Annotated in this window: 21 protein-coding genes and 1 other annotated feature; all 21 genes read left to right on the top strand. The window is 48.2% G+C overall.

The features are described 5' to 3' along the window. Positions 1–76: 76 nt before the first annotated feature. A complete protein-coding gene (cysS, locus tag FCN15_RS16415; RefSeq protein ID WP_138496061.1) occupies positions 77–1,480 on the top strand; it encodes a cysteine--tRNA ligase in 1,404 nt (467 codons plus the stop codon). Next, positions 1,477–1,944 carry a Mini-ribonuclease 3 gene (locus FCN15_RS16410; RefSeq protein WP_138496060.1) on the top strand — a complete coding sequence of 156 codons (468 nt, stop codon included), beginning with the start codon at positions 1,477–1,479 and terminating at the stop codon, positions 1,942–1,944. The genes cysS and FCN15_RS16410 overlap by 4 nt, the downstream gene beginning before the upstream one ends. Before the next feature lie 32 nt (positions 1,945–1,976). Beyond that, a complete protein-coding gene (rlmB, locus tag FCN15_RS16405) occupies positions 1,977–2,729 on the top strand; it encodes a 23S rRNA (guanosine(2251)-2'-O)-methyltransferase RlmB (RefSeq protein WP_138496059.1) in 753 nt (250 codons plus the stop codon). Positions 2,730–2,735: 6 nt separating this feature from the next. Continuing rightward, positions 2,736–3,257: an NYN domain-containing protein gene (locus FCN15_RS16400; RefSeq protein ID WP_138496058.1), complete on the top strand. Its 522-nt coding sequence runs from the start codon at positions 2,736–2,738 to the stop codon at positions 3,255–3,257. A 159-nt stretch (positions 3,258–3,416) separates the two neighbouring features. Beyond that, positions 3,417–4,064 (top strand): RNA polymerase sporulation sigma factor SigH, encoded by a 648-nt coding sequence (gene sigH / locus FCN15_RS16395; RefSeq protein ID WP_138496057.1) that lies wholly within the window; start codon positions 3,417–3,419, stop codon positions 4,062–4,064. A 394-nt stretch (positions 4,065–4,458) separates the two neighbouring features. After that, positions 4,459–4,608 (top strand): 50S ribosomal protein L33, encoded by a 150-nt coding sequence (gene rpmG / locus FCN15_RS16390; RefSeq protein ID WP_076176720.1) that lies wholly within the window; start codon positions 4,459–4,461, stop codon positions 4,606–4,608. A 21-nt stretch (positions 4,609–4,629) separates the two neighbouring features. After that, positions 4,630–4,821, top strand: a complete 192-nt coding sequence (gene secE / locus FCN15_RS16385; protein WP_068698266.1) for a preprotein translocase subunit SecE — start codon at positions 4,630–4,632, stop codon at positions 4,819–4,821. Between the two features lie 23 nt (positions 4,822–4,844). After that, positions 4,845–5,378, top strand: coding sequence for a transcription termination/antitermination protein NusG (gene nusG, locus FCN15_RS16380; RefSeq protein ID WP_138496056.1), 534 nt, complete (start codon positions 4,845–4,847; stop codon positions 5,376–5,378). 65 nt (positions 5,379–5,443) lie between these two features. Further along, complete coding sequence (gene rplK, locus FCN15_RS16375) at positions 5,444–5,869, top strand: 50S ribosomal protein L11 (protein ID WP_026263624.1); 426 nt, start codon at positions 5,444–5,446, stop codon at positions 5,867–5,869. 137 nt (positions 5,870–6,006) lie between these two features. Continuing rightward, complete coding sequence (gene rplA / locus FCN15_RS16370) at positions 6,007–6,699, top strand: 50S ribosomal protein L1 (protein ID WP_138496055.1); 693 nt, start codon at positions 6,007–6,009, stop codon at positions 6,697–6,699. A gap of 83 nt (positions 6,700–6,782) precedes the next feature. After that, positions 6,783–6,930 (top strand) — a sequence feature (ribosomal protein L10 leader region). Positions 6,931–6,991: 61 nt separating this feature from the next. Then, positions 6,992–7,501 carry a 50S ribosomal protein L10 gene (gene rplJ / locus FCN15_RS16365; protein ID WP_138496054.1) on the top strand — a complete coding sequence of 170 codons (510 nt, stop codon included), beginning with the start codon at positions 6,992–6,994 and terminating at the stop codon, positions 7,499–7,501. A 67-nt stretch (positions 7,502–7,568) separates the two neighbouring features. After that, the gene (rplL, locus tag FCN15_RS16360; RefSeq protein WP_138496053.1) at positions 7,569–7,931 is read left to right on the top strand and encodes a 50S ribosomal protein L7/L12; all 363 of its coding nucleotides are present in this window, start codon (positions 7,569–7,571) and stop codon (positions 7,929–7,931) included. Between the two features lie 104 nt (positions 7,932–8,035). Next, positions 8,036–8,635 carry a class I SAM-dependent methyltransferase gene (locus FCN15_RS16355; RefSeq protein ID WP_138496052.1) on the top strand — a complete coding sequence of 200 codons (600 nt, stop codon included), beginning with the start codon at positions 8,036–8,038 and terminating at the stop codon, positions 8,633–8,635. A 433-nt stretch (positions 8,636–9,068) separates the two neighbouring features. Continuing rightward, on the top strand, positions 9,069–12,614 hold the full coding sequence (gene rpoB, locus FCN15_RS16350; protein ID WP_138496051.1) for a DNA-directed RNA polymerase subunit beta: 3,546 nt from the start codon (positions 9,069–9,071) through the stop codon (positions 12,612–12,614). A gap of 36 nt (positions 12,615–12,650) precedes the next feature. Beyond that, positions 12,651–16,262, top strand: a complete 3,612-nt coding sequence (rpoC, locus tag FCN15_RS16345; RefSeq protein WP_138496050.1) for a DNA-directed RNA polymerase subunit beta' — start codon at positions 12,651–12,653, stop codon at positions 16,260–16,262. A gap of 225 nt (positions 16,263–16,487) precedes the next feature. Next, positions 16,488–16,739, top strand: coding sequence for a ribosomal L7Ae/L30e/S12e/Gadd45 family protein (locus FCN15_RS16340; RefSeq protein ID WP_138496049.1), 252 nt, complete (start codon positions 16,488–16,490; stop codon positions 16,737–16,739). Between the two features lie 142 nt (positions 16,740–16,881). Further along, positions 16,882–17,304 (top strand): 30S ribosomal protein S12, encoded by a 423-nt coding sequence (gene rpsL / locus FCN15_RS16335; RefSeq protein WP_138496048.1) that lies wholly within the window; start codon positions 16,882–16,884, stop codon positions 17,302–17,304. Positions 17,305–17,351: 47 nt separating this feature from the next. Then, positions 17,352–17,822, top strand: a complete 471-nt coding sequence (rpsG, locus tag FCN15_RS16330) for a 30S ribosomal protein S7 (RefSeq protein WP_138496047.1) — start codon at positions 17,352–17,354, stop codon at positions 17,820–17,822. Between the two features lie 49 nt (positions 17,823–17,871). Next, positions 17,872–19,950: an elongation factor G gene (gene fusA / locus FCN15_RS16325; protein WP_138496046.1), complete on the top strand. Its 2,079-nt coding sequence runs from the start codon at positions 17,872–17,874 to the stop codon at positions 19,948–19,950. 93 nt (positions 19,951–20,043) lie between these two features. After that, positions 20,044–21,234 carry an elongation factor Tu gene (gene tuf / locus FCN15_RS16320; RefSeq protein WP_138496045.1) on the top strand — a complete coding sequence of 397 codons (1,191 nt, stop codon included), beginning with the start codon at positions 20,044–20,046 and terminating at the stop codon, positions 21,232–21,234. Between the two features lie 425 nt (positions 21,235–21,659). Next, on the top strand, positions 21,660–21,968 hold the full coding sequence (gene rpsJ, locus FCN15_RS16315; protein ID WP_068698242.1) for a 30S ribosomal protein S10: 309 nt from the start codon (positions 21,660–21,662) through the stop codon (positions 21,966–21,968). The last annotated feature ends 32 nt before the right edge of the window (positions 21,969–22,000 follow it).

Below are 22,000 nucleotides of genomic sequence, written 5' to 3'. Positions count from 1 at the left end.
GATACAATGGGGAACAACATCTTTACGAGTGAGACGGTATTGGCAAAGTGCCGCGCGAAAGGATTGTGATGCTGGAATGGCTCTTCAAATTTATAATACGATGTCTAGAAGAAAAGAAGTTTTCACCTCCCAGGAAGAGGGGAAGGTGGCTATGTATGTCTGCGGACCGACGGTTTACGGTTATATCCATATCGGCAACGCCCGTCCGATGATCTTCTTTGACGTGGTTCGCAGCTATCTTGAAAATCTTTCTTACAAGGTTAACTACGTAGTGAACTTTACAGATGTGGACGACAAGCTGATCCGCGTAGCCAAAGAAATGAATACTACGGTCCCAGAGGTGGCCGATAGGTTCATCAAGGCGTATTACGAGGATTTGGACGGTCTCGGTATTCCCCGTGCAACGGCAAACCCGCGCGTAACGGAGAACATGGGACTGATCATCGACTTTATTTCCGAGCTGGTTGACAAAGGCTATGCCTACGAGAACGGCGGGGACGTGTTCTACCGGACGGCTAAATTCCCGGAATACGGGAAACTGTCGGGCCAGAATATCGAAGAGCTGCAGTTCGGCATTCGGATTGATGTGGATGCCCGTAAGGAGCATCAGGAGGATTTTGTCCTCTGGAAAGCGGCAAAGCCAGGCGAGATTTCCTGGTCCAGCCCATGGGGAGACGGCCGTCCGGGCTGGCATATTGAATGCTCGGCCATGGCCCGCAGCCTGCTGGGCGATACGCTGGATATTCATGGCGGCGGCCAGGATCTGCAGTTCCCGCATCATGAATGCGAATGCGCACAGTCGGAGGCATTGACCGGCAAACCGCTCGCGCGCTACTGGATGCATAACGGATACATCAATATCAGCGGGGAAAAGATGTCCAAATCCCTCGGCAACGGAGTTTTGGTTAAAGATCTGCGTGAACAATACAAACGTACGGCTATCCGCTACTTTATGCTGTCAGGTCACTACCGCAATCCATTGAACTATACGGATGAGGTGATGGATCAGGCGGAGCGCAGCGTGGAGCGGATTGCGATTGCGGTCGGCAATGTGAAGCACCGTCTGAACGGTCAGGAGGGAGATGCCAACGAGGCAACCCATGAGTTCAAGGCCAAGCTGGACGGCATCCTGCAGCAGTTCCATGAGAAGATGCAGGACGACTTTAACACACCGGATGCCATCACAGCTGTCTTTGACTGGGTGAGCGAAGTCAATCTGCTCCTTCATCAGGCGCACTGCAGACCGGCGGATCTGCTCGCCGCACTCGCCGTGTTTGACGAGATGAACAGCGTACTTCGGGTCTATGAGCATGAAATCGAAGAGCTGCCAAGCGAAGAAATCGAACGGCTGATTGCCGAACGCACCGAAGCGCGCAAAGCGAAGAACTGGGCCAGAGCGGACGAAATCCGCGACCAGCTGGACGCGCAGGGAATTGTGCTTGAGGATACGACTCAAGGGATCCGGTGGCGCCGCAAATGACGGGCGACGGTTCCTATCAAGGAGAGAACAGCGGCATTCCGCCGCTGTCTCTTTGGTTTCCCTACCAGGCGTCCAAGCCTGTCAGGCTGCTGCCACCGCTTGTACTGGCCTACATCGGAGACGCAGTATTTGAAGTAGCTGTACGTCAATATCTGATTTCCCGCCCGAAATTGAAGCCGCATCATTTACATGTGCAGGCTACCCGTTTCGTTTCAGCGAAATCACAGGCCAAGCTCTTGGCGCTTATTGGTCCGCAGCTGACTGAAGAAGAACAGGACGTGGTCCGTCAGGGCCGGAATGCGAAGTCGGGAAGCGTGCCGAAGAATGCCGACGTGATCGATTACCGCCATGCAACGGCCTTTGAGGCTTTGGTTGGCTTCTTATATTACAGCGGCCGGCATGAACGGCTGCAGCTGCTCTTGGATCAGGGAATGAAGCTGCTCGAAACGGAAATGCGAGAATAAACGGAAGCTTATCATTTTGGGAGGAAATACGAATGGAACAAGAACAACAAGAATGGATTGGCGGCAAGCACTCGCTGCTGGAAGCTTTGAGAGCAGGCCGCACAATTAATAAAATATGGATCGCTGAAGGAGCCCAGAAGCATCTGACAGCTCCGATTATTGCGGAAGCAAAGAAGCTCGGAATTATTACGCAGACGGTCGACAAACGCAGGCTGGATCAAATGGTTCCTGATCTGCAGCACCAAGGGGTTGTCGCACAGGTTGCCCCTTATGCCTATGTGGAAGTGGAAGATCTGCTCGACGCTGCCAGCAAGTCCGGCCGTCCGCCGTTTCTGCTGCTGCTGGACGAAATCGAGGATCCGCATAATCTGGGCTCTATTCTCCGTACGGCTGAATGTACAGGCGTGCATGGCGTCATTATTCCAAAACGCCGCTCCGCATCGATAACAGCTACTGTGTCCAAGACTTCGGCGGGAGCTGTGGAATATGTGCCGGTAGCCCGGGTCACCAATCTTGCCCAAACGATTGACCAGCTGAAGGAAGCAGGGGTATGGGTCGTCGGGACAGATGTCGAAGCGCACGAGGGCATTTATGACACCAATATTTTTACAGGTCCCGTAGCGGTCGTTATCGGTAATGAGAATAAGGGCATGGGCAGACTCATCAAAGAGAAATGCGATGTTCTGGTCAAGCTGCCTATGGCCGGACAATTAAATTCGCTTAATGCGTCAGTTGCCGCAGGAGTGGTCATGTATGAAGTGCTGCGCCGGCGTGCGCAGAGCTAATGTCTTATGGTAGAGGTGCAGAACGTGCTCCTCGTAGACGGCTACAATATGATCGGCGCTTGGCCTGAACTGTCCGGGCTTGCCAAAATCGGCATGCAGGAGGCCAGGGACCGACTGCTGGAGCGGCTGGCTGACTTTCAGGCCTTCTCCGGCTGGAAAGTGATTGCGGTGTTTGATGCGTATCAGGTACCGGGCCTAGGCAAATCGTTCAAACAGCGGAAAGTGCAGATCTTCTTTACAAAGGAAAAAGAAACCGCCGACGAATGCATCGAACGGCTCGTGGGCGAGATGAGCAACCGGCTCCGGCGGATTTATGTGGCTACAAGTGACATGATTGAGCAGCACGTCATCTTTGGGCAGGGAGCCCTGCGGCTTTCGGCCCGGGATCTGGAAACCATGCTGGTACAGAACGAACGGGAATTAAAGGAGAAAATTGTCGAAGACGGCCTCATTTCAAAAAGAAATACGGTAGCCGGCAAGCTCTCTCCGGAGACGCTCATGGAACTGGAACGCTTGCGCAGACAATGAAATTCAATTTTAAATACTCCTTCCAGATGCCCTTGACAAAGTTCGACCTGACAGAATTTAGGACTTTTGTGGTTGACGCTGTATGCGCTCTCCATTTATACTGGTCGTATACTTGACTAGAGTGACGGAGCACCGTGCGTTGCGGCCGGAGGGATTGTATTGAGCGTCGACCTCAACTTATTCATAACATCAGAATATGAGATCCTAAGTGACGAAGATATTGTAGAGTCGGTTCGCTGCGGAGACAGCGAGGCTCTGGAGTACCTGATTCACAAATATCGGAGTTTTGTCCGTGCCAAAGCAAGATCCTATTTCCTGATAGGGGCGGACAGGGAAGATATTATTCAAGAGGGAATGATTGGCCTTTATAAGTCAATTCGTGATTTTAAGGGAGATAAGCTGTCTTCTTTCAAAGCGTTTGCCGAGCTTTGCATTACGCGCCAGATTATTACGGCGATCAAGACGGCCACAAGGCAGAAGCATATCCCTCTGAATTCTTACGTTTCCTTGGACAAGCCTATTTATGATGAAGATTCCGACCGGACTCTGCTGGATGTCATTTGCGGCTCCCAGGTGTGCGACCCGGAAGAACTGATCATTAACCAGGAAGAGTTTACAGGTCTTGAGGATAAGATGTCCGAGATTTTAAGCGACCTTGAGCGGAAAGTGCTGATGCTTTATCTGGATGGACGATCCTATCAGGAAATTTCGGTAGATTTAAAGCGGCACGTGAAATCAATCGACAATGCACTACAGCGGGTGAAGCGCAAGCTGGAACGTTATCTTGAGGTGCGGGACGGAATATAGATGAAATTCAATAGAATATAATCGTTTAGGAAAGGACTCGATACCGGGTCTTTTTTTATTTTTAGCAAGGTAGTGGTTTAATTCCGGTGAATAGCGTCCATACTTGAAAAATGGTGCGTCGATCAGCCCAGGAGATTGATGGAAATGCAGCTTTGTCTCAAGCCCTGCCAGCATTTGAAGGTCTAATTCTTTCGTTGACATGGGCATTGAAATTGTGATAAAGTGTTTTGAGTAGGCCTAAATTCATGCTTGTTTGGCATGGATAAGAAAGTATAGTTGCAAGTTCCCTATTTTCTTATCTATACCGCGCTGAATGAGGACCTGCTTTTGCCGGTTCATCCGGATTATTTAGAGACTTCTATCTTGATAAAGATGTCTTCGGGAGGTGCACATCATGCGGGTAATTATTACGTTGGCTTGTACGAATTGCAAACAAAGAAACTACACGACAACTAAAAACAAGCGTAACCACCCTGACCGCATGGAGATGAAGAAATTTTGCAAGTTTTGTAACGAGCAAACTCCTCATCGCGAAACCAGATAGTCTGTGGAGGTGTAGTCGCGCATGAAACGCAGTTTCAAGTCGATGTTTTCTTTTTTCTCCGAAAGCTGGGCTGAACTTAAAAAGGTTCGCTGGCCCAATCGTAAAGAGTTGACGAATTACACGCTGATTGTGCTGGGTACAATTGTGGTTGTCGCCGTTTACTTTTGGGTTATTGACATCGGTATCTCCGCTGTGATCGAAGCGATAATTTAAGAAGGGTCCTTAGGTGGCTTGATATGGAAAAAAGATGGTATGTAGTTCATACCTATTCCGGGTATGAGAATAAGGTCAAAGCCAATTTGGAGAAACGTGTCGAGTCTATGGGCATGGAAGACAAGATTTTCCGGGTTCTTGTTCCGATGGAAGAAGAAGTGGTGAACAAAGACGGTAAGAAGAAGACTGTCATGCGCAAAGTTTACCCTGGTTATGTCTTGGTGGAAATGATCCAAACTGACGATTCCTGGTATGTTGTCCGCAACACGCCTGGAGTAACCGGTTTTGTTGGTTCGACAGGCTCCGGCTCTAAACCGACTCCGCTCCTTCCTGAGGAAGTGGAACAGATTCTTCATCACATGGGTATGCAAGAACCTAAGCCGACAATTGAATTCGAGATCAAAGAATCTGTACGGATTAAAGTTGGTCCATTCGCCAATTTTGTCGGTTCTGTTGAAGAAGTGCTTACCGATAAGAGCAAGGTTAAAGTTCATGTCAACATGTTTGGCCGGGAAACCCCGCTTGAACTTGACTACACTCAAGTCGAAAAGCTATAGCAACATGGTTTTATGCAGAGGTTTGTATTCCTGCTCTGCATTACTAGGTCAAGGAGGTGTCTTACATGGCTAAGAAGGTAATTAAAGTGGTAAAACTGCAAATTCCTGCGGGTAAAGCGAATCCAGCTCCTCCAGTAGGTCCGGCTCTCGGTCAAGCAGGTGTTAACATCATGGCTTTTTGTAAGGAGTTTAACGCTCGTACAGCTGACCAGGCTGGTTTGATTATTCCGGTTGAAATTTCCGTATTTGAAGACCGTTCCTTTACTTTCATTACGAAAACTCCACCGGCTGCAGTATTGCTTCGTGTAGCTGCTAAAATCGAGAAGGGTTCCGGTGAACCTAACAAGAAGAAAGTAGCAACTGTTAACCGCGATACTGTTCGTCAAATTGCAGAACAGAAAATGCCTGACCTTAACGCAGCTTCCGTTGAAGCAGCTATGCGTATGGTTGAAGGTACTGCCCGCAGTATGGGTATCACAATCCAAGACTAATCTTGGAGTTTGTTAAGCAACCGAGTTGTTGAATATATCAACCGAGTTGCCTTCAAATTATATTCGCTTCCTAGCGATTATTAATTTGAAGCTAGTGGGAGGAATTTCCGCTAATACCACACAAGGAGGAACATTTCATGGCTAAACACGGTAAGAAATACCTTGAAGCTGCCAAGCTGATTGACAGCGAAGCAACTTATGAGCCTTCAGAAGCTGTTGAGCTTGTGAAGAAGGCGGCTGCTGCTAAATTCGACGAAACTGTTGAAGCTGCAGTACGTCTGGGCGTTGACCCTCGTAAACAAGACCAAGCCGTTCGTGGTGTCGTTGTCCTGCCTCATGGCACTGGTAAAACACAACGCGTTCTGGTATTCGCTAAAGGCGAGAAAGCAAAAGAAGCGGAAGCTGCTGGCGCTGACTTCGTAGGCGATCAAGACATGATCAACAAAATCCAACAAGGCTGGTTCGAGTTCGATGTCTGCGTAGCTACACCGGACATGATGAGCGAAGTTGGTAAATTGGGCCGTCTTCTCGGCGGTAAAGGCCTTATGCCTAACCCTAAAGCAGGCACAGTTACATTTGATGTAACGAAAGCCGTTCAAGAAATCAAAGCAGGTAAAATCGAGTATCGTCTGGACAAAGCAGGCCAAATTCATGCTCCAATCGGAAAGGTTTCTTTCAGCCCAGAACAGCTGAACGACAACCTCAAAGCTCTGATTGATGCACTGAACCGTGCAAAACCTGCAGCGGCTAAAGGCGTATACTTGAAGAACATCGCCGTTTCTTCGACGATGGGACCAAGCGTCCGCGTTGCTACTTCCGTTTACAGATAATTATTCCCAGGCTTCGGCTAAGGAATGAGGGTTGACTGATTCGGTCATTCCCTGCTATACTGTAATGGTTGCATTGATTTCATGATAATCGAATATGCTTACCGTAGACAGTAGGTGCCGAAAGGCTTAATTTCCTACCGAGGTGTTGTGATATAAGTTCGGAATTTGCTTCGCAAATGATGAATCATCAGACCTTCGCAGTTCTACTGTGAAGGTCTTTTTCATATCCCGGAGCTTCATGAGAGAAGCAAATGTCTTGCGGATTAAGTAATCTTTATAGGAGGTGTACAATTTGGCAAACGCAAAAGTAATCGAGTCCAAACAGGCGGCGGTTGAGCTGGTAGCTTCCAAGCTGAAAGCCAGCACAACTACAGTTGTTGCTGACTATCGTGGTCTGAATGTTTCCCAAGTTACGGAACTGCGTAAGCAGCTTCGCGAAGCGGGTGTTGAGTTTCAAGTATTGAAGAACACACTCGTTCGTCGTGCGACTGCAGCTGCGGAACTGACAGAGCTGGATGAAGTTCTGACTGGTCCTACTGCAATTGCCTTCGGTGCTGAAGATGCTATCGCGCCTGCAAAAATTCTGAGCGATTTCGCTAAGAAGAATGATGCTTTGGAAATCAAAGGTGGTATTGTTGAAGGTCGTGTAGTTGGCGTTGATCAAATCAAAGCGCTGGCTGATCTTCCTTCCCGCGAAGGTCTCCTTTCCATGCTCCTCAGCGTGCTTCAAGCTCCAGTTCGCAACTTTGCGCTGGCAGTCAAAGCCGTTGCAGAAAAAGGCGAAGACGAAGCAAGCGCGTAAGCGGCTTGGTATAAACTTCGTAGCGTAATAACAAATAAATTTTATTAATATAATGGAGGTTTAACTCATGAGCAAAGAAACAATTTTGGAAGAAATTAAAGGTATGACAGTTCTTGAACTGAACGAACTGGTTAAAGCAATCGAAGAAGAATTCGGCGTAACTGCTGCAGCTCCAGTTGTAGTAGCAGGCGGCGGCGCAGCAGCTGAAGCTGCTGAGCAAACTGAATTCGACGTAATCTTGACTAACGCTGGTGCTTCCAAGATCAACGTTATCAAAGTGGTTCGCGAAATCACTGGTCTTGGTCTGAAAGAAGCTAAAGACCTGGTAGACAACGCTCCAAAACCATTGAAAGAAAAAGTATCCAAAGAGGATGCAGAAGCTACTAAAGCTAAATTGGAAGAAGCAGGCGCAACTGTAGAAGTTAAATAATTTCTTCCTTCTAATAGACAAACCCCTTGAGTCTTCAAGGGGTTTGTTTTTATAAGCGCTGATATCTAACAAGCGAATCGACTATACTTTGTTGGAGGTCAACAATGGCGGATCACTATTATTCCAGCAGGCCGGAAGCCGCTCATGACAGAAGGATCATAGAAGCCGTTCTTCGTGGACGCAAATTCCGATTCACGAGTGATGCCGGTGTATTTTCCAAGCAGGAAGTGGACTTCGGCAGTAAGGTTTTAATCGAGGCTATGGAAATTGGCAGTCAAGCTCTTATTCTGGATGTGGGCTGCGGTTATGGACCGATCGGCCTGGCTGCAGCGGTATTAGCGCCGCAAGGACATGTCACTATGATTGATGTGAACGAACGGGCTGCTGCACTGGCTGAGGAGAATGCAAAAGCTAACGGGATTACGAACATTACCGTTTTGCAGAGCGACATCTACTCGAGTGTTCCAGAAATCGAGAAATTTGATGTAGTACTGACCAACCCGCCGATTCGCGCTGGAAAAGCGGTGGTGCATGCCGTATTTGAAGGAGCTTATAAGCGGTTAAAGCCTGGGGGAGCTCTTTGGGTTGTTATTCAAAAGAAACAAGGTGCACCTTCCGCCAAGGACAAACTGGAACAGCATTTCAGTTCAGTTGAAGAAGTCACGAAAGAGAAGGGATATCGAATTTTCAAAGCTGTAAAATAAATCTTCTTGACTTTTTCTGAAAATCGTTGACTTATATATGGGCACATGGTATTATTATAAAATGTCAGCATTAGGATGCCCTCTATGTCTTTAGTTTGTGAAGATGTCAAGCATATTTTATACGGCGGCGTATAATTCGGCGCTTGTTTACGTATAATATGTACATTTTGGGCAAATCTATTGAATATGGGGGATTCCGTCGAAGGTGACGCGGAATCAATATGCTCTTTCTTCGAAGTATCGGGTAGGGGCTTTTTATTTGCCGGGGGATGAGGTTTGTCTTCCGGACACTAAAACGGGTGTCGGCCTAAATTATAGGTCGTAAAGCCGTTTTTGCTTGTTTGTAGAATCCGTTTATGGGTTTTATTATAAGCGTACAAACACGGGTTCGCAATGTATTTTTAAGTGAGTAGACATGAGGGGTGAGTTTAAGTTGGCAGGACATCTTGTTCAATATGGTCGACGCACTCGGCGGAGTTATGCAAGAATTAACGAGGTTCTCGAAATTCCGAACCTGATTGAGATCCAACAGAAATCTTACGAGTGGTTTTTGGAGGAAGGATTGCGGGAAATGTTCCAGGACATCTCGCCAATTCAGGATTTCACAGGCAATTTGGTCTTGGAATTTATCGATTACAGCCTAGGCGAACCGAAGTATACCGTAGACGACGCGAAAGAACGCGACGTGACGTATGCAGCGCCGCTTAGAGTAAAAGTTCGGCTCATTAATAAGGAAACCGGCGAAGTCAAAGAGCAAGAAGTGTTCATGGGGGATTTCCCGCTGATGACAGAAACCGGCACATTCGTTATCAATGGCGCAGAACGGGTTATTGTCAGCCAGTTGGTACGCTCCCCAAGCGTCTATTTCAGTACGAAAGTCGATAAAAACGGCAAAAAAACGTACACCGCTACAGTAATTCCGAATCGCGGCGCATGGCTGGAGCTCGAAACGGACGCTAAGGACATCATTTATGTCCGGATCGACCGTACGCGTAAAATACCTGTAACTGTATTGCTGCGTTCACTTGGTTTTGGCACAGATGCTGAAATTCTGGATTTGCTCGGCAATGATGAATATATTCGCAACACTTTGGATAAGGACAACACGGATTCCACGGAGAAGGCCTTGATTGAGATTTACGAACGTCTTCGTCCGGGCGAACCGCCGACATTAGAGAATGCGAAGAGCTTGCTTGTCGCTCGTTTCTTTGATCCAAAGCGTTACGATTTGGCTAATGTAGGCCGCTATAAAATTAACAAGAAGCTGCACATTAAAGATCGTTTGTTCAACCAGCGCCTGGCTGAATCCCTGATCGACACTACAACAGGTGAAATTATTGCCGAAGCAGGTCAATTGGTGGACCGTCGTCTGCTGGATGAGATCCTTCCTCTGCTGGAGCAAGGGGTAAGCTTTAAAGATTACCACTTGGCTAACGGTGTTCTTGGGGCGGAAGATGTGCCTCTTCAAACGATTGATATCTTCTCGCCGATTGAAGACGGCAAAGTGGTTAAGGTAATCGCTAACCGCAACATTGATAAATCCGTTAAGCATATCACGCCTGCGGATATCATTTCTTCGATCAGCTATTTCATTAACCTGCTGCACGGGATCGGCAACACTGACGATATTGACCACTTGGGCAACCGCCGTCTGCGTTCTGTGGGCGAGCTTCTGCAGAACCAGTTCCGTATCGGATTGTCCCGTATGGAGCGTGTGGTTCGCGAAAGAATGTCCATCCAGGATGCGAATGTGATTACGCCGCAAGCATTGATCAACATTCGTCCTGTAATTGCATCTATTAAAGAGTTCTTTGGCAGTTCGCAGCTGTCCCAGTTCATGGACCAGACGAACCCGCTTGCTGAACTTACGCACAAACGCCGTCTTTCTGCACTCGGACCTGGCGGTCTGACACGGGAACGTGCGGGCATGGAAGTACGGGACGTTCACCACTCCCACTATGGCCGTATGTGTCCGATCGAGACACCGGAAGGTCCGAACATCGGTCTGATCAACTCTCTGTCTACTTTTGCCCGTATTAATGAGTATGGCTTCATTGAAGCACCGTACCGCTGGGTAGATCCGAAGACAGGTCAAGTAACCAAGCAAATTGCTTACCTGACGGCCGATGAAGAAGACAACTATGTAATCGCTCAGGCGAACGTTGAGCTTACCGAGGAAGGCAAGTTTAAGGATGAGATGGTTATCGTCCGTTATAACAAGCAGTCCGACAATATCTTGACGATGCCTAGTGACCGCGTTGACTACATGGATATCTCCCCTAAACAGGTTGTATCCGTAGCGACAGCGCTCATTCCGTTCCTTGAAAATGACGACTCCAACCGCGCCCTCATGGGATCGAACATGCAGCGGCAGGCCGTTCCGCTTTTGATTCCTAAAGCTCCGCTTGTCGGAACCGGGATGGAACATAAAGCCGCGAAAGATTCCGGCGTTTGTCTGGTTTCCAAATATGATGGTGTCATCGAGCGCTCTACAGCGGACGAAGTTTGGCTCCGCCGTGTAGAAATGGTAGACGGCAAAGAAGTCAAAGGCGACATCATTAAACATAAATTACACAAATTTAAACGTTCGAATCACGGCACATGCATCAACCAGCGTCCAATCGTCAAGCGTGGGGAATTTGTCAAAAAAGGAGATATCCTTGCAGACGGTCCATCCACGGAAATGGGCGAACTGGCACTGGGACGCAACGTGGTCGTGGCCTTTATGACTTGGGAAGGCTACAACTACGAGGATGCGATCCTGCTGAGCGAGAAGCTCGTTAAAGAAGACGTTTATACTTCCATTCATATTGAAGAATATGAATCCGAAGCACGTGATACCAAGCTTGGGCCTGAAGAAATCACGCGCGATATCCCTAACGTTGGGGAAGAAGCGCTTCGCAACCTCGACGAACGCGGTATTATCCGCATCGGTGCCGAGATTGCCGCTGGCGATATTCTCGTTGGTAAAGTAACGCCTAAAGGGGTTACTGAACTGACGGCTGAAGAACGCCTCTTGCATGCGATTTTTGGTGAAAAAGCTCGTGAAGTGCGTGACACCTCTCTGCGGGTACCGCATGGTACGGACGGGATCGTTGTTGACGTTAAGGTGTTTACCCGTGAGAACGGCGATGAGCTGCCTCCAGGCGTAAACCAGCTGGTACGTGTATACATTGCGCAGAAGCGTAAAATTTCCGAAGGCGATAAAATGGCCGGACGTCACGGTAACAAGGGTGTCGTTGCGCGTATTTTGCCGGAAGAAGATATGCCGTTCATGCCGGACGGAACACCAGTACAGGTTGTACTCAACCCGCTGGGCGTACCATCGCGGATGAACATCGGTCAGGTGCTTGAAATTCACCTTGGTATGGCTGCTATGAAGCTTGGTATCCACGTGGCAACTCCGGTATTTGACGGGGCGAACGAATATGACGTATTCGACACCATGGAAGAAGCCGGCATGCAGCGAAACGGTAAAACCATTTTGTATGATGGACGTACTGGTGAGTCGTTCGAGCGTGAAGTGACGGTTGGCGTCATGCATATGATCAAACTGGCGCACATGGTCGATGATAAGATTCACGCCCGTTCCACAGGTCCTTACTCTCTCGTTACGCAGCAGCCTCTCGGCGGTAAAGCCCAGTTCGGCGGACAGCGTTTTGGTGAGATGGAGGTTTGGGCGCTGGAAGCTTATGGTGCTGCGTACACTCTGCAGGAAATTTTGACTGTTAAATCCGATGACGTGGTAGGACGTGTTAAGACGTACGAGTCCATCGTTAAAGGTGAGAATGTACCGGAGCCAGGCGTACCGGAATCCTTCAAAGTATTGATCAAAGAGCTTCAAAGCTTGGGTATGGACGTTAAGATCCTGAGCGAGAACGAAGAAGAGATCGAGATGAAGGAACTGGATGATGAAGATGATGCAGCCGGCGATAAGCTGAGCTTGAATCTGGAAGGCGCGGAAGTCAGCGTAGAATAGAGTATAAATCAGGACTTGGTTAAGGAGGGATGCTCCTTGTTGGACGTCAACAACTTCGAGTTTATGAAAATTGGGCTTGCTTCCCCAGAAAAAATTCGTTCTTGGTCCCGCGGAGAAGTTAAGAAACCGGAAACGATTAACTATCGTACACTGAAGCCGGAAAAAGAAGGGCTCTTCTGTGAGAAGATTTTTGGCCCTACAAAAGACTGGGAATGTCATTGCGGTAAATACAAACGCGTCCGTTATAAAGGCGTTGTCTGTGACCGCTGCGGCGTAGAAGTTACGCGTGCGAAAGTGCGCCGTGAACGCATGGGCCACATTGAATTGGCAGCTCCCGTATCTCACATCTGGTATTTCAAAGGGATTCCTAGCCGTATGGGTCTGGCTCTGGATATGTCCCCAAGATCGCTGGAAGAGATCATTTATTTTGCATCTTATGTAGTTACCGATCCTGGTGATACGCCGCTTGAGAAGAAACAACTCCTGTCTGAAAAAGAATACCGCAGCTACCGTGAGAAATACGGCTACGGGTTCCAGGCTGGCATGGGTGCTGAAGCGGTGAAGAAATTGCTGCAGGATCTGGATGTCGATAAAGAGCTGGAGTTCCTGAAAGAGGAACTCCGCACAGCTCAAGGACAGCGCCGGAACCGGGCAATCAAGCGCCTCGAAGTCATCGAAGCGTTCAAGAGCTCCGGCAACCAGCCGGAATGGATGATTCTTGACGTGCTTCCGGTCATCCCTCCGGAACTGCGTCCGATGGTACAGCTGGACGGTGGACGTTTTGCAACGTCTGACCTTAACGACTTGTACCGCCGCGTAATCAACCGGAACAACCGTTTGAAGCGTCTGCTTGATCTTGGCGCTCCGGACATCATCGTTCAGAACGAGAAACGGATGCTGCAGGAAGCGGTTGACGCTTTGATCGACAATGGCCGCCGCGGCCGTCCGGTAACGGGCCCTGGTAACCGTCCTTTGAAATCCCTCAGCCATATGCTGAAGGGTAAACAAGGACGTTTCCGGCAGAACCTCCTCGGTAAACGGGTTGACTATTCCGGCCGTTCCGTTATCGTCGTAGGTCCTTATCTGAAAATGTACCAATGCGGTCTCCCGAAAGAAATGGCTTTGGAACTGTTCAAGCCGTTTGTAATGAAGGAGCTTGTAAATAAAGGACTCGCTCATAACATCAAGAGTGCCAAGCGTAAAGTAGAACGCGTAAGCCCTGAAGTTTGGGATGTCCTTGAAGAAGTAATTAAGGAGCATCCGGTTCTGCTGAACCGTGCCCCTACGCTTCACCGTCTCGGGATCCAGGCGTTTGAGCCGATTCTGGTTGAAGGCCGCGCAATCCGTTTGCATCCGCTCGTATGTACAGCTTACAACGCTGACTTTGACGGTGACCAAATGGCCGTGCACGTTCCATTGTCCGCTGAAGCACAGGCTGAAGCACGCATTTTGATGCTGGCTTCCGGCAACATCCTGAACCCTAAAGACGGCAAACCGGTTGTTACTCCGTCCCAGGATATGGTCCTTGGCTCTTTCTATCTGACTATGGATAACAAGGAAGCCAAAGGTTCCGGTATGATTCTGGGCAGCGTTAACGAAGCGGTTTCTGCCTACCAGCGTGGTGCTGCAGCGCTTCATGCGCGTGTAGCTATTCCTGTTAAAGTCTTGAATAAAGTGATCTTTAACGAGAAGCAGCAGGATGCCCTGTTGATTACGACTGTGGGTAAAATTATTTTTAATGAAATTTTCCCGGAAACATTCCCTTACATCAATGAAGCTACTCGGGATAACCTCTTTAACGGTACACCTGAGAAGTACTTCATTTATGAAAAAGGTGCCAACGTCAAGGAATTGATTGATGCGGCTCCAATCGCAAGCGCGGTTGGTAAAGAATATCTGGGCTCCATTATCGCGCGCTGCTTCGAAACGTATCATACAACCGAAACTTCGGTGATTTTGGATAGAATCAAACAGCTCGGCTTCACATATTCCACTCGTGCCGGTGTTAGTATCGCCGTGTCCGACGTTGTGGTTCCAGAAGCGAAGAAACAAATCATGGCCGACTCTGATGAGAAAGTCCGCGTAGTAACCAACCAGTACCGTCGCGGTCTGATCACGGATGAAGAACGGTATGACCGTGTTATCGATATCTGGTCCAAAGCTAAGGATCAGCTGACGGACGTCCTCATGAAATCGATGGACCGCTTCAACTCCATTATGCTCATGGTGGATTCCAAAGCGCGGGGGAACAAATCCCAGATTACCCAGCTGGGCGGTATGCGTGGTCTGATGGCAACACCATCCGGCCGAATCTACGAACTGCCAATCAAAGCGAACTTCCGTGAAGGCCTGACCGTCCTCGAGTACTTTATCTCGACACACGGTGCCCGTAAAGGTCTGGCGGATACCGCGCTTCGTACTGCGGACTCCGGTTACTTGACTCGCCGTCTCGTAGACGTGGCCCAGGACGTTATCGTTCGCGAAGAAGATTGCGGAACCGATAAAGGTATCGTAGTTTCTCGAATTCAGGACGGTAAAGAGATCATTGAGGATCTGTTCGACCGTATTGAAGGACGTTATTGTTTTGAGACAATTCGTCATCCGGAAACCGGTGAAATTATCATTCATCGCGATGAGCTTATTGATACGGATAAAGCAAATGCCATCGTTAACGCTGGTGTTGAGAAGCTGCAAATCCGTTCCGTGCTCAGCTGCCGTGCCCGTCACGGTGTATGTAAGAAATGTTACGGACGCAACCTGGCGACAGGCAAACACGTTGAGATCGGTGAAGCGGTTGGTATTATCGCGGCTCAATCCATCGGTGAACCGGGAACCCAGCTTACCATGCGTACGTTCCATACCGGCGGTGTTGCCGGAGACGATATTACCCAAGGTCTTCCGCGTATCCAGGAGCTCTTTGAAGCCCGGAATCCGAAAGGTCAAGCTACAATCAGTGAGATTGACGGCGTAATCAAAGAAATCCGCGAAGCTAAGGACCGTCGTGAAATCGAAGTCCAGGGCGAAGCAGAAACAAAAGTATACTCCGTCACTTACGGCTCACGCTTGCGCGTCAGCGAAGGCATGGAAATCGAGGCGGGCGATGAGCTTACCGACGGTTCTATTGACCCTAAAGAGATTCTTCGCATCAAAGGGATCCGCGGCGTACAGAACTATATCCTTCAGGAAGTTCAGCGCGTATACCGGAACCAGGGCGTAGAAATCAACGACAAGCACGTCGAAGTTATGATCAAGCAGATGCTGCGCAAGATCCGCATCGTTGATGCAGGCGATACTCAATTGCTGCCAGGCTCCTTTGTTGATCTTTATGAGTACGAGATGGCCAATAAAGAAGCGATCCTGTCCGGCAATGAGCCGGCGGTTGCGAAGCCGGTATTGCTCGGTATCACGAAAGCGTCGCTTGAAACTGACTCCTTCCTGTCTGCGGCTTCCTTCCAGGAGACAACTCGTGTCCTGACAGATGCAGCAATCAAAGGCAAAGTGGATAAACTGCTTGGTTTGAAGGAGAATGTCATCATTGGTAAGCTGATTCCAGCCGGTACAGGCATGAGCCGCTACCGCAACGTGGAATTTGAAGGATCGATTGATGAAGAAGCGGCAGAAGGCCTAGAGCCGGTTTCTGTCGAATAAGATCGTATTATTGACTTAGACTGATGGCGCAACCGCTTAGAGTCTGGTGGCACGAATGTGGCATTGGCACTCCTAAGCGGATTGCGCCTTCTTTTTTATCAGGAGAATAAAAGAACGATCTGCACGAAAAACACTCTCACTTGTTCTTGACATCCATTTTACGAAGTGATAATATATCATAGTGCGTGAGTACGAGAATTCCTGTCTTTCTTCGGAGGGTTGACCATGTCTAATGACAACGGGCTACAGGATGCTCATGTAAGGATCGGCACCAAACAAACCATGCGAATGGTTCAGTTAGGACTAGCCGAAGAAGTGTATGTAGCGCAGGATGCAGATCCGCGGATTACATCAAAGATTGTAGCGCTTTGCGAAGAATCATCTGTGAAGGTTAGTTATGTCGATACGATGAAGAATCTGGGCAAGGCATGCGGCATCGAAGTTGGTGCAGCAATGGCTGCGATTGTAAGACCATAATGGCTTGAAATGTTTTTGCAGAAGGGGAAACCTGGATGTAAAAACTTTTCCTTTGTTCTTTTATGAACCGCCTGGCTCTGTGGGCTTAAGATGTTGGTTTGTAAAGAGCTTTTAAAATTCGAGGAAGGGGGTGGCAACAAAAATGCCAACTATTAACCAATTAGTCCGTAAAGGACGCCAAGCTAAAATTGAGAAGTCTAAATCGCCTGCTTTGCAGCGTGGTTACAATGCTTTGAAACGTGAGGCTACTGATCTGAGCGCTCCACAAAAACGTGGTGTCTGCACACGTGTAGGTACAATGACACCTAAGAAACCGAACTCCGCACTTCGTAAATATGCCCGTGTTCGTTTGACGAACCGCGTAGAGGTGACGGCTTACATTCCAGGTATCGGTCATAACCTGCAAGAGCACAGTGTCGTGCTGATCCGTGGTGGCCGGGTTAAGGACTTGCCAGGTGTACGTTACCATATCGTACGCGGCGCTTTGGATACTGCGGGTGTTAACAACCGTATGCAAGCCCGTTCTAAATACGGCGCTAAACGTCCTAAAGCTAAAAAATCCTAAGATTAACATAACTCAAGTATTTGAATTTTTCTGAAAGGGGGATATCCATGCCACGCAAAGGTCCTGTTACAAAAAGAGACGTGTTGCCTGATCCGGTATACAACAGCAAACTTGTTACTCGCCTGATCAACCGCATCATGCTTGACGGTAAACGTGGTGTTGCTCAAAGAATTCTGTATAATGCGTTCAACCTGATCCAAGAGCGTACAGGTAACGATCCTATGGAAGTTTTTGAAGCAGCGCTTAAGAATATCATGCCAGTTCTGGAGGTTAAAGCTCGTCGTGTTGGTGGTGCTAACTACCAAGTACCGATCGAAGTTAAACCTGAAAGACGTACATCCCTTGGATTACGTTGGCTGGTTAACTACTCCCGCAACCGCGGTGAGAAGACGATGGAAGAGCGTTTGGCTGCTGAGATCATCGATGCATCCAACAACACTGGCGCTTCCGTTAAGAAACGTGAAGACACACACAAAATGGCTGAAGCGAACAAAGCGTTTGCTCACTACCGCTGGTAGGATTCGGCTTGTAAGACCAATACTTCAATTTTGAAGGGAGATCCCATTCATGGCAAGAGAGTTCTCCTTGAAAAATACACGTAACATCGGTATCATGGCGCATATTGACGCCGGCAAGACTACTACCACTGAACGTATCTTGTTCTACACAGGCCGTACGCACAAAATCGGTGAAGTTCACGAAGGCGCTGCGACAATGGACTGGATGGAGCAAGAACAGGAGCGCGGGATTACGATTACTTCCGCTGCTACAACGGCTCAATGGAAGGGTCACCGCGTCAATATCATCGATACTCCGGGACACGTTGACTTCACAGTTGAAGTTGAACGTTCCCTTCGTGTATTGGACGGGGCCGTAGGCGTTTTCAGTGCTAAAGAAGGCGTTGAGCCGCAGTCTGAGACAGTTTGGAGACAGGCTGACCGTTATGGCGTTCCTCGGATCGCTTATGTCAACAAAATGGACATTATCGGTGCTGACTTCCTGAACGTAGTTAAGGACATGCGTGAACGTCTGCAGGCGAATGCAGTTGCGATCCAACTGCCGATCGGTGCAGAAAACGACTTCGTTGGCATTATTGATATTGTTGCTCAGAAAGCCTTTATGTACAAAGACGACCTGGGTCAAAATATCGAAGAAGTTGAAATTCCGGAACAATTCCTTGACCAAGTCGAAGAGCTTCGTAACGAATTGGTTGAGAAAGTAGCGGAACTGGACGAAGAATTGACTATGAAATACCTCGAAGGCGAGGAAATCACAGTCGAAGAACTGAAAGCAGCGCTCCGTAAAGGCGTTGTTGAAGTTAAAATCTTCCCAGTAATCTGCGGTTCCTCTTACCGTAACAAAGGGGTTCAGCTGATGCTGGACGCTGTTATCGATTACTTGCCAGCACCAGTTGACGTTCCAGCTATCAAGGGTCACCTTGAGGATGGTACTGAAGCTATTCGTCATTCTTCTGACGAAGAGCCGTTCTCGGCTTTGGCATTTAAAATCATGACTGACCCTTATGTAGGTAAGTTGACATTCTTCCGCGTATATTCCGGTATCTTGCAATCCGGTTCTTACGTATTGAATGCAACAAAAGGTAAACGCGAGCGGATCGGCCGTATCCTTCAGATGCACGCTAACAGCCGTCAAGAAATCAGCGAAGTATATGCTGGTGACATCGCGGCAGCGGTTGGTTTGAAAGATACAGGTACAGGTGATACACTTTGTGATGAGAAACATCTGGTAATCTTGGAATCCATGAACTTCCCGGATCCAGTTATCGAAATCGCAGTTGAACCTAAGACTAAAGCCGACCAAGATAAAATGGGCGTTGCTCTCGGCAAACTGACAGAAGAAGACCCAACCCTTCGCGCTCACACAGACGAAGAAACAGGTCAAACCATTCTGGCTGGTATGGGTGAGCTTCACTTGGATATCATCATCGACCGTATGCGCCGTGAATTCAAGGTAGAAACTAACGTGGGTAAACCACAGGTTGCTTACCGCGAAACAATCACTGTGCCTGCGCGCGTTGAAGGTAAATTCGTTCGTCAGTCCGGTGGTCGTGGTCAATACGGTCACGTATGGGTTGAGTTCGAACCTCTCGAAGCAGGAACAGGCAGCCAATTCGAAAGTAAAGTTGTCGGCGGTTCCGTACCTAGAGAGTACATTGGACCAGCACAACAAGGTATTGAAGAAGCTATGAAAAATGGTATGCTCGCCGGATTCCCGGTTGTAGATGTTAAAGCCACTATCGTAGACGGTTCGTACCATGATGTTGACTCCAGTGAAATGGCGTTTAAGATTGCAGGTTCCATGGCGCTTAAAGCAGCTAAGGACAAATGTAAGCCTGTATTGCTTGAGCCAATCATGAAAGTAGAAGTAACAGTGCCTGAGGAGTACATGGGTGATGTTATGGGTATGCTGAACTCCCGTCGTGGCCGTATCGAAGGTATGGATTCCCGTGGCGGTACTCAAATTATCCGTGCCAAAGTACCTCTCTCCGAAATGTTCGGTTACTCTACAACACTCCGTTCCGGTACTCAAGGACGCGGCGTGTTCTCAATGGAACTGTCTCACTACGAAGAAGTTCCTAAGAGCATTGCTGAAGAAATCATCTCCAAGAACAAAGGCGGAGAATAATCGTTTTTCCTTTCGGAGCGAATGTGCTGTATAACGGTACGTTCGCTCTGATCAAACATAACAAACCTTAAATTTGAGGAGGAATTGTTCAAAATGGCTAAGGCTAAATATGAACGTAATAAACCGCACGTTAACATCGGTACTATCGGTCACGTCGACCATGGTAAAACTACTTTGACAGCTGCAATCACAACTGTATTGTCCAAAAAATACGGTGGCGCAGCGGTAGCTTTCGACCAAATCGACAAAGCTCCAGAAGAGCGCGAACGCGGTATCACTATCTCTACAGCTCACGTAGAATACGAAACTCCTGCTCGTCACTATGCACACGTTGACTGCCCAGGACACGCCGACTATGTTAAAAACATGATCACTGGCGCTGCTCAAATGGACGGCGCGATCCTGGTTGTATCCGCAGCTGACGGCCCAATGCCGCAAACTCGCGAACACATCCTGTTGTCCCGCCAAGTAGGCGTTCCTTACATCGTTGTATTCTTGAACAAATGCGACATGGTTGAAGACGAAGAGCTTCTGGAACTGGTTGAAATGGAAGTTCGTGACCTGCTGTCCGAATATGACTTCCCAGGCGACGACACTCCAATCACTCGCGGTTCCGCTCGTGAAGCCCTCAACAACCCTGATGGCGAATGGGCTCAAAAAATCGTTGAAATGTTCGAAACTATCGACACTTACATTCCTTTGCCAGAGCGCGAAGTTGACAAGCCATTCTTGATGCCTGTCGAGGACGTATTCTCCATCACTGGCCGTGGTACAGTTGCTACAGGTCGTGTAGAGCGCGGTACTGTTAAAGTCGGCGACGAAATCGAAATCGTGGGTATCCACGAAGAAACTAAGAAATCCGTTGTAACTGGCGTAGAAATGTTCCGCAAATTGCTGGACTCCGCTCAAGCCGGCGACAACATCGGCGCACTGCTTCGTGGTGTTGACCGTAACCAAATCGAACGTGGTCAAGTATTGGCTAAACCAGCTTCTGTTAAACCACACACTGAGTTCGAAGCTCAAGTGTACGTTTTGACTAAAGAAGAAGGTGGCCGTCACAAGCCTTTCTTCACTGGCTACCGTCCACAGTTCTATTTCCGTACAACTGACGTAACTGGCGTTATCAACCTGCCAGAAGGTACTGAAATGGTTATGCCTGGTGATAACATCACTGTAACTGTATCCCTGATCTCCCCAATCGCGATCGAAGAAGGAACTAAGTTCTCTATTCGCGAAGGCGGCCGCACAGTAGGTGCAGGTTCCGTAGCTACAATCTCCAAATAATAAGGTTGACTAAACCTTATCTTTTATAAATGCAACAATGTGCTGTGAAGAGTAACAGTGTGCTGTGAACGCAAGTTGAAGAATCCGGTGTCTGCTTAGGCAGCACCGGATTTTTTATGGTCATAGATAAGTTAACAATGAAATCAATCTTTTTACTCCTGAAAAGACCGGGATCTTCATCATTATCGGAGCTCATTTATTAATAAACTTAAGGCAATATTTAGCTGCAAAGATTAATTCGGCTTTTTTAAAAATAAGCTTGCATAACGCCTATCTTTTCTATATAATAATGAATGTTGTTCTGTGACGTTGCGATGATGTGAGAGGTTACTGACACACCCGGCCCCTTTGCCATGAGGCAGTGGTCAGAAAATTTTCACGGAGTATGTCCGATACTAAATTGGGCGATAGAAGGAGGGACTAAAATGGCAAAGCAAAAAATTCGTATTCGTTTGAAAGCTTACGACCACAGAATTCTTGATCAATCCGCTGAGAAGATCGTTGAAACTGCAAAACGTTCTGGAGCTGGTGTTTCCGGACCGATTCCGCTTCCAACTGAGAAGCAAGTTGTTACAATTCTCCGTGCGGTACACAAGTACAAGGATTCCCGGGAACAATTCGAACAACGTACTCATAAACGTTTGATCGATATTGTTAATCCGACTCCACAAACTGTGGATGCCTTGATGCGCTTGGATCTGCCGTCTGGTGTGGATATCGAAATTAAATTGTAATTATAAGAAGTAAGTCAATTAGTAAAGGGAAT

The organism is Paenibacillus pinistramenti, from assembly GCF_005869875.1.
Taxonomy (GTDB): Bacteria; Bacillota; Bacilli; order Paenibacillales; family Paenibacillaceae; genus Fontibacillus; species Fontibacillus pinistramenti.
Note: the sequence above shows the minus strand (reverse complement) of the source record. Positions and strands in the feature narration are given on the sequence as shown.

Bases quoted from the DNA above. Each gene is read 5' to 3' on its own strand.
- rpmG (WP_076176720.1), top strand. From the start codon at position 4,459: ATGCGGGTAATTATTACGTTGGCTTGTACGAATTGCAAACAAAGAAAC.
- secE (WP_068698266.1), top strand. From the start codon at position 4,630: ATGAAACGCAGTTTCAAGTCGATGTTTTCTTTTTTCTCCGAAAGCTGG.
- rlmB (WP_138496059.1), top strand. From the start codon at position 1,977: ATGGAACAAGAACAACAAGAATGGATTGGCGGCAAGCACTCGCTGCTG.
- rpsJ (WP_068698242.1), top strand. From the start codon at position 21,660: ATGGCAAAGCAAAAAATTCGTATTCGTTTGAAAGCTTACGACCACAGA.
- fusA (WP_138496046.1), top strand. From the start codon at position 17,872: ATGGCAAGAGAGTTCTCCTTGAAAAATACACGTAACATCGGTATCATG.
- rpsL (WP_138496048.1), top strand. From the start codon at position 16,882: ATGCCAACTATTAACCAATTAGTCCGTAAAGGACGCCAAGCTAAAATT.
- FCN15_RS16355 (WP_138496052.1), top strand. From the start codon at position 8,036: ATGGCGGATCACTATTATTCCAGCAGGCCGGAAGCCGCTCATGACAGA.
- nusG (WP_138496056.1), top strand. From the start codon at position 4,845: ATGGAAAAAAGATGGTATGTAGTTCATACCTATTCCGGGTATGAGAAT.
- FCN15_RS16340 (WP_138496049.1), top strand. From the start codon at position 16,488: ATGTCTAATGACAACGGGCTACAGGATGCTCATGTAAGGATCGGCACC.
- rpsG (WP_138496047.1), top strand. From the start codon at position 17,352: ATGCCACGCAAAGGTCCTGTTACAAAAAGAGACGTGTTGCCTGATCCG.
- FCN15_RS16400 (WP_138496058.1), top strand. From the start codon at position 2,736: ATGGTAGAGGTGCAGAACGTGCTCCTCGTAGACGGCTACAATATGATC.
- rplA (WP_138496055.1), top strand. From the start codon at position 6,007: ATGGCTAAACACGGTAAGAAATACCTTGAAGCTGCCAAGCTGATTGAC.
- FCN15_RS16410 (WP_138496060.1), top strand. From the start codon at position 1,477: ATGACGGGCGACGGTTCCTATCAAGGAGAGAACAGCGGCATTCCGCCG.
- tuf (WP_138496045.1), top strand. From the start codon at position 20,044: ATGGCTAAGGCTAAATATGAACGTAATAAACCGCACGTTAACATCGGT.
- rplK (WP_026263624.1), top strand. From the start codon at position 5,444: ATGGCTAAGAAGGTAATTAAAGTGGTAAAACTGCAAATTCCTGCGGGT.
- rplL (WP_138496053.1), top strand. From the start codon at position 7,569: ATGAGCAAAGAAACAATTTTGGAAGAAATTAAAGGTATGACAGTTCTT.
- cysS (WP_138496061.1), top strand. From the start codon at position 77: ATGGCTCTTCAAATTTATAATACGATGTCTAGAAGAAAAGAAGTTTTC.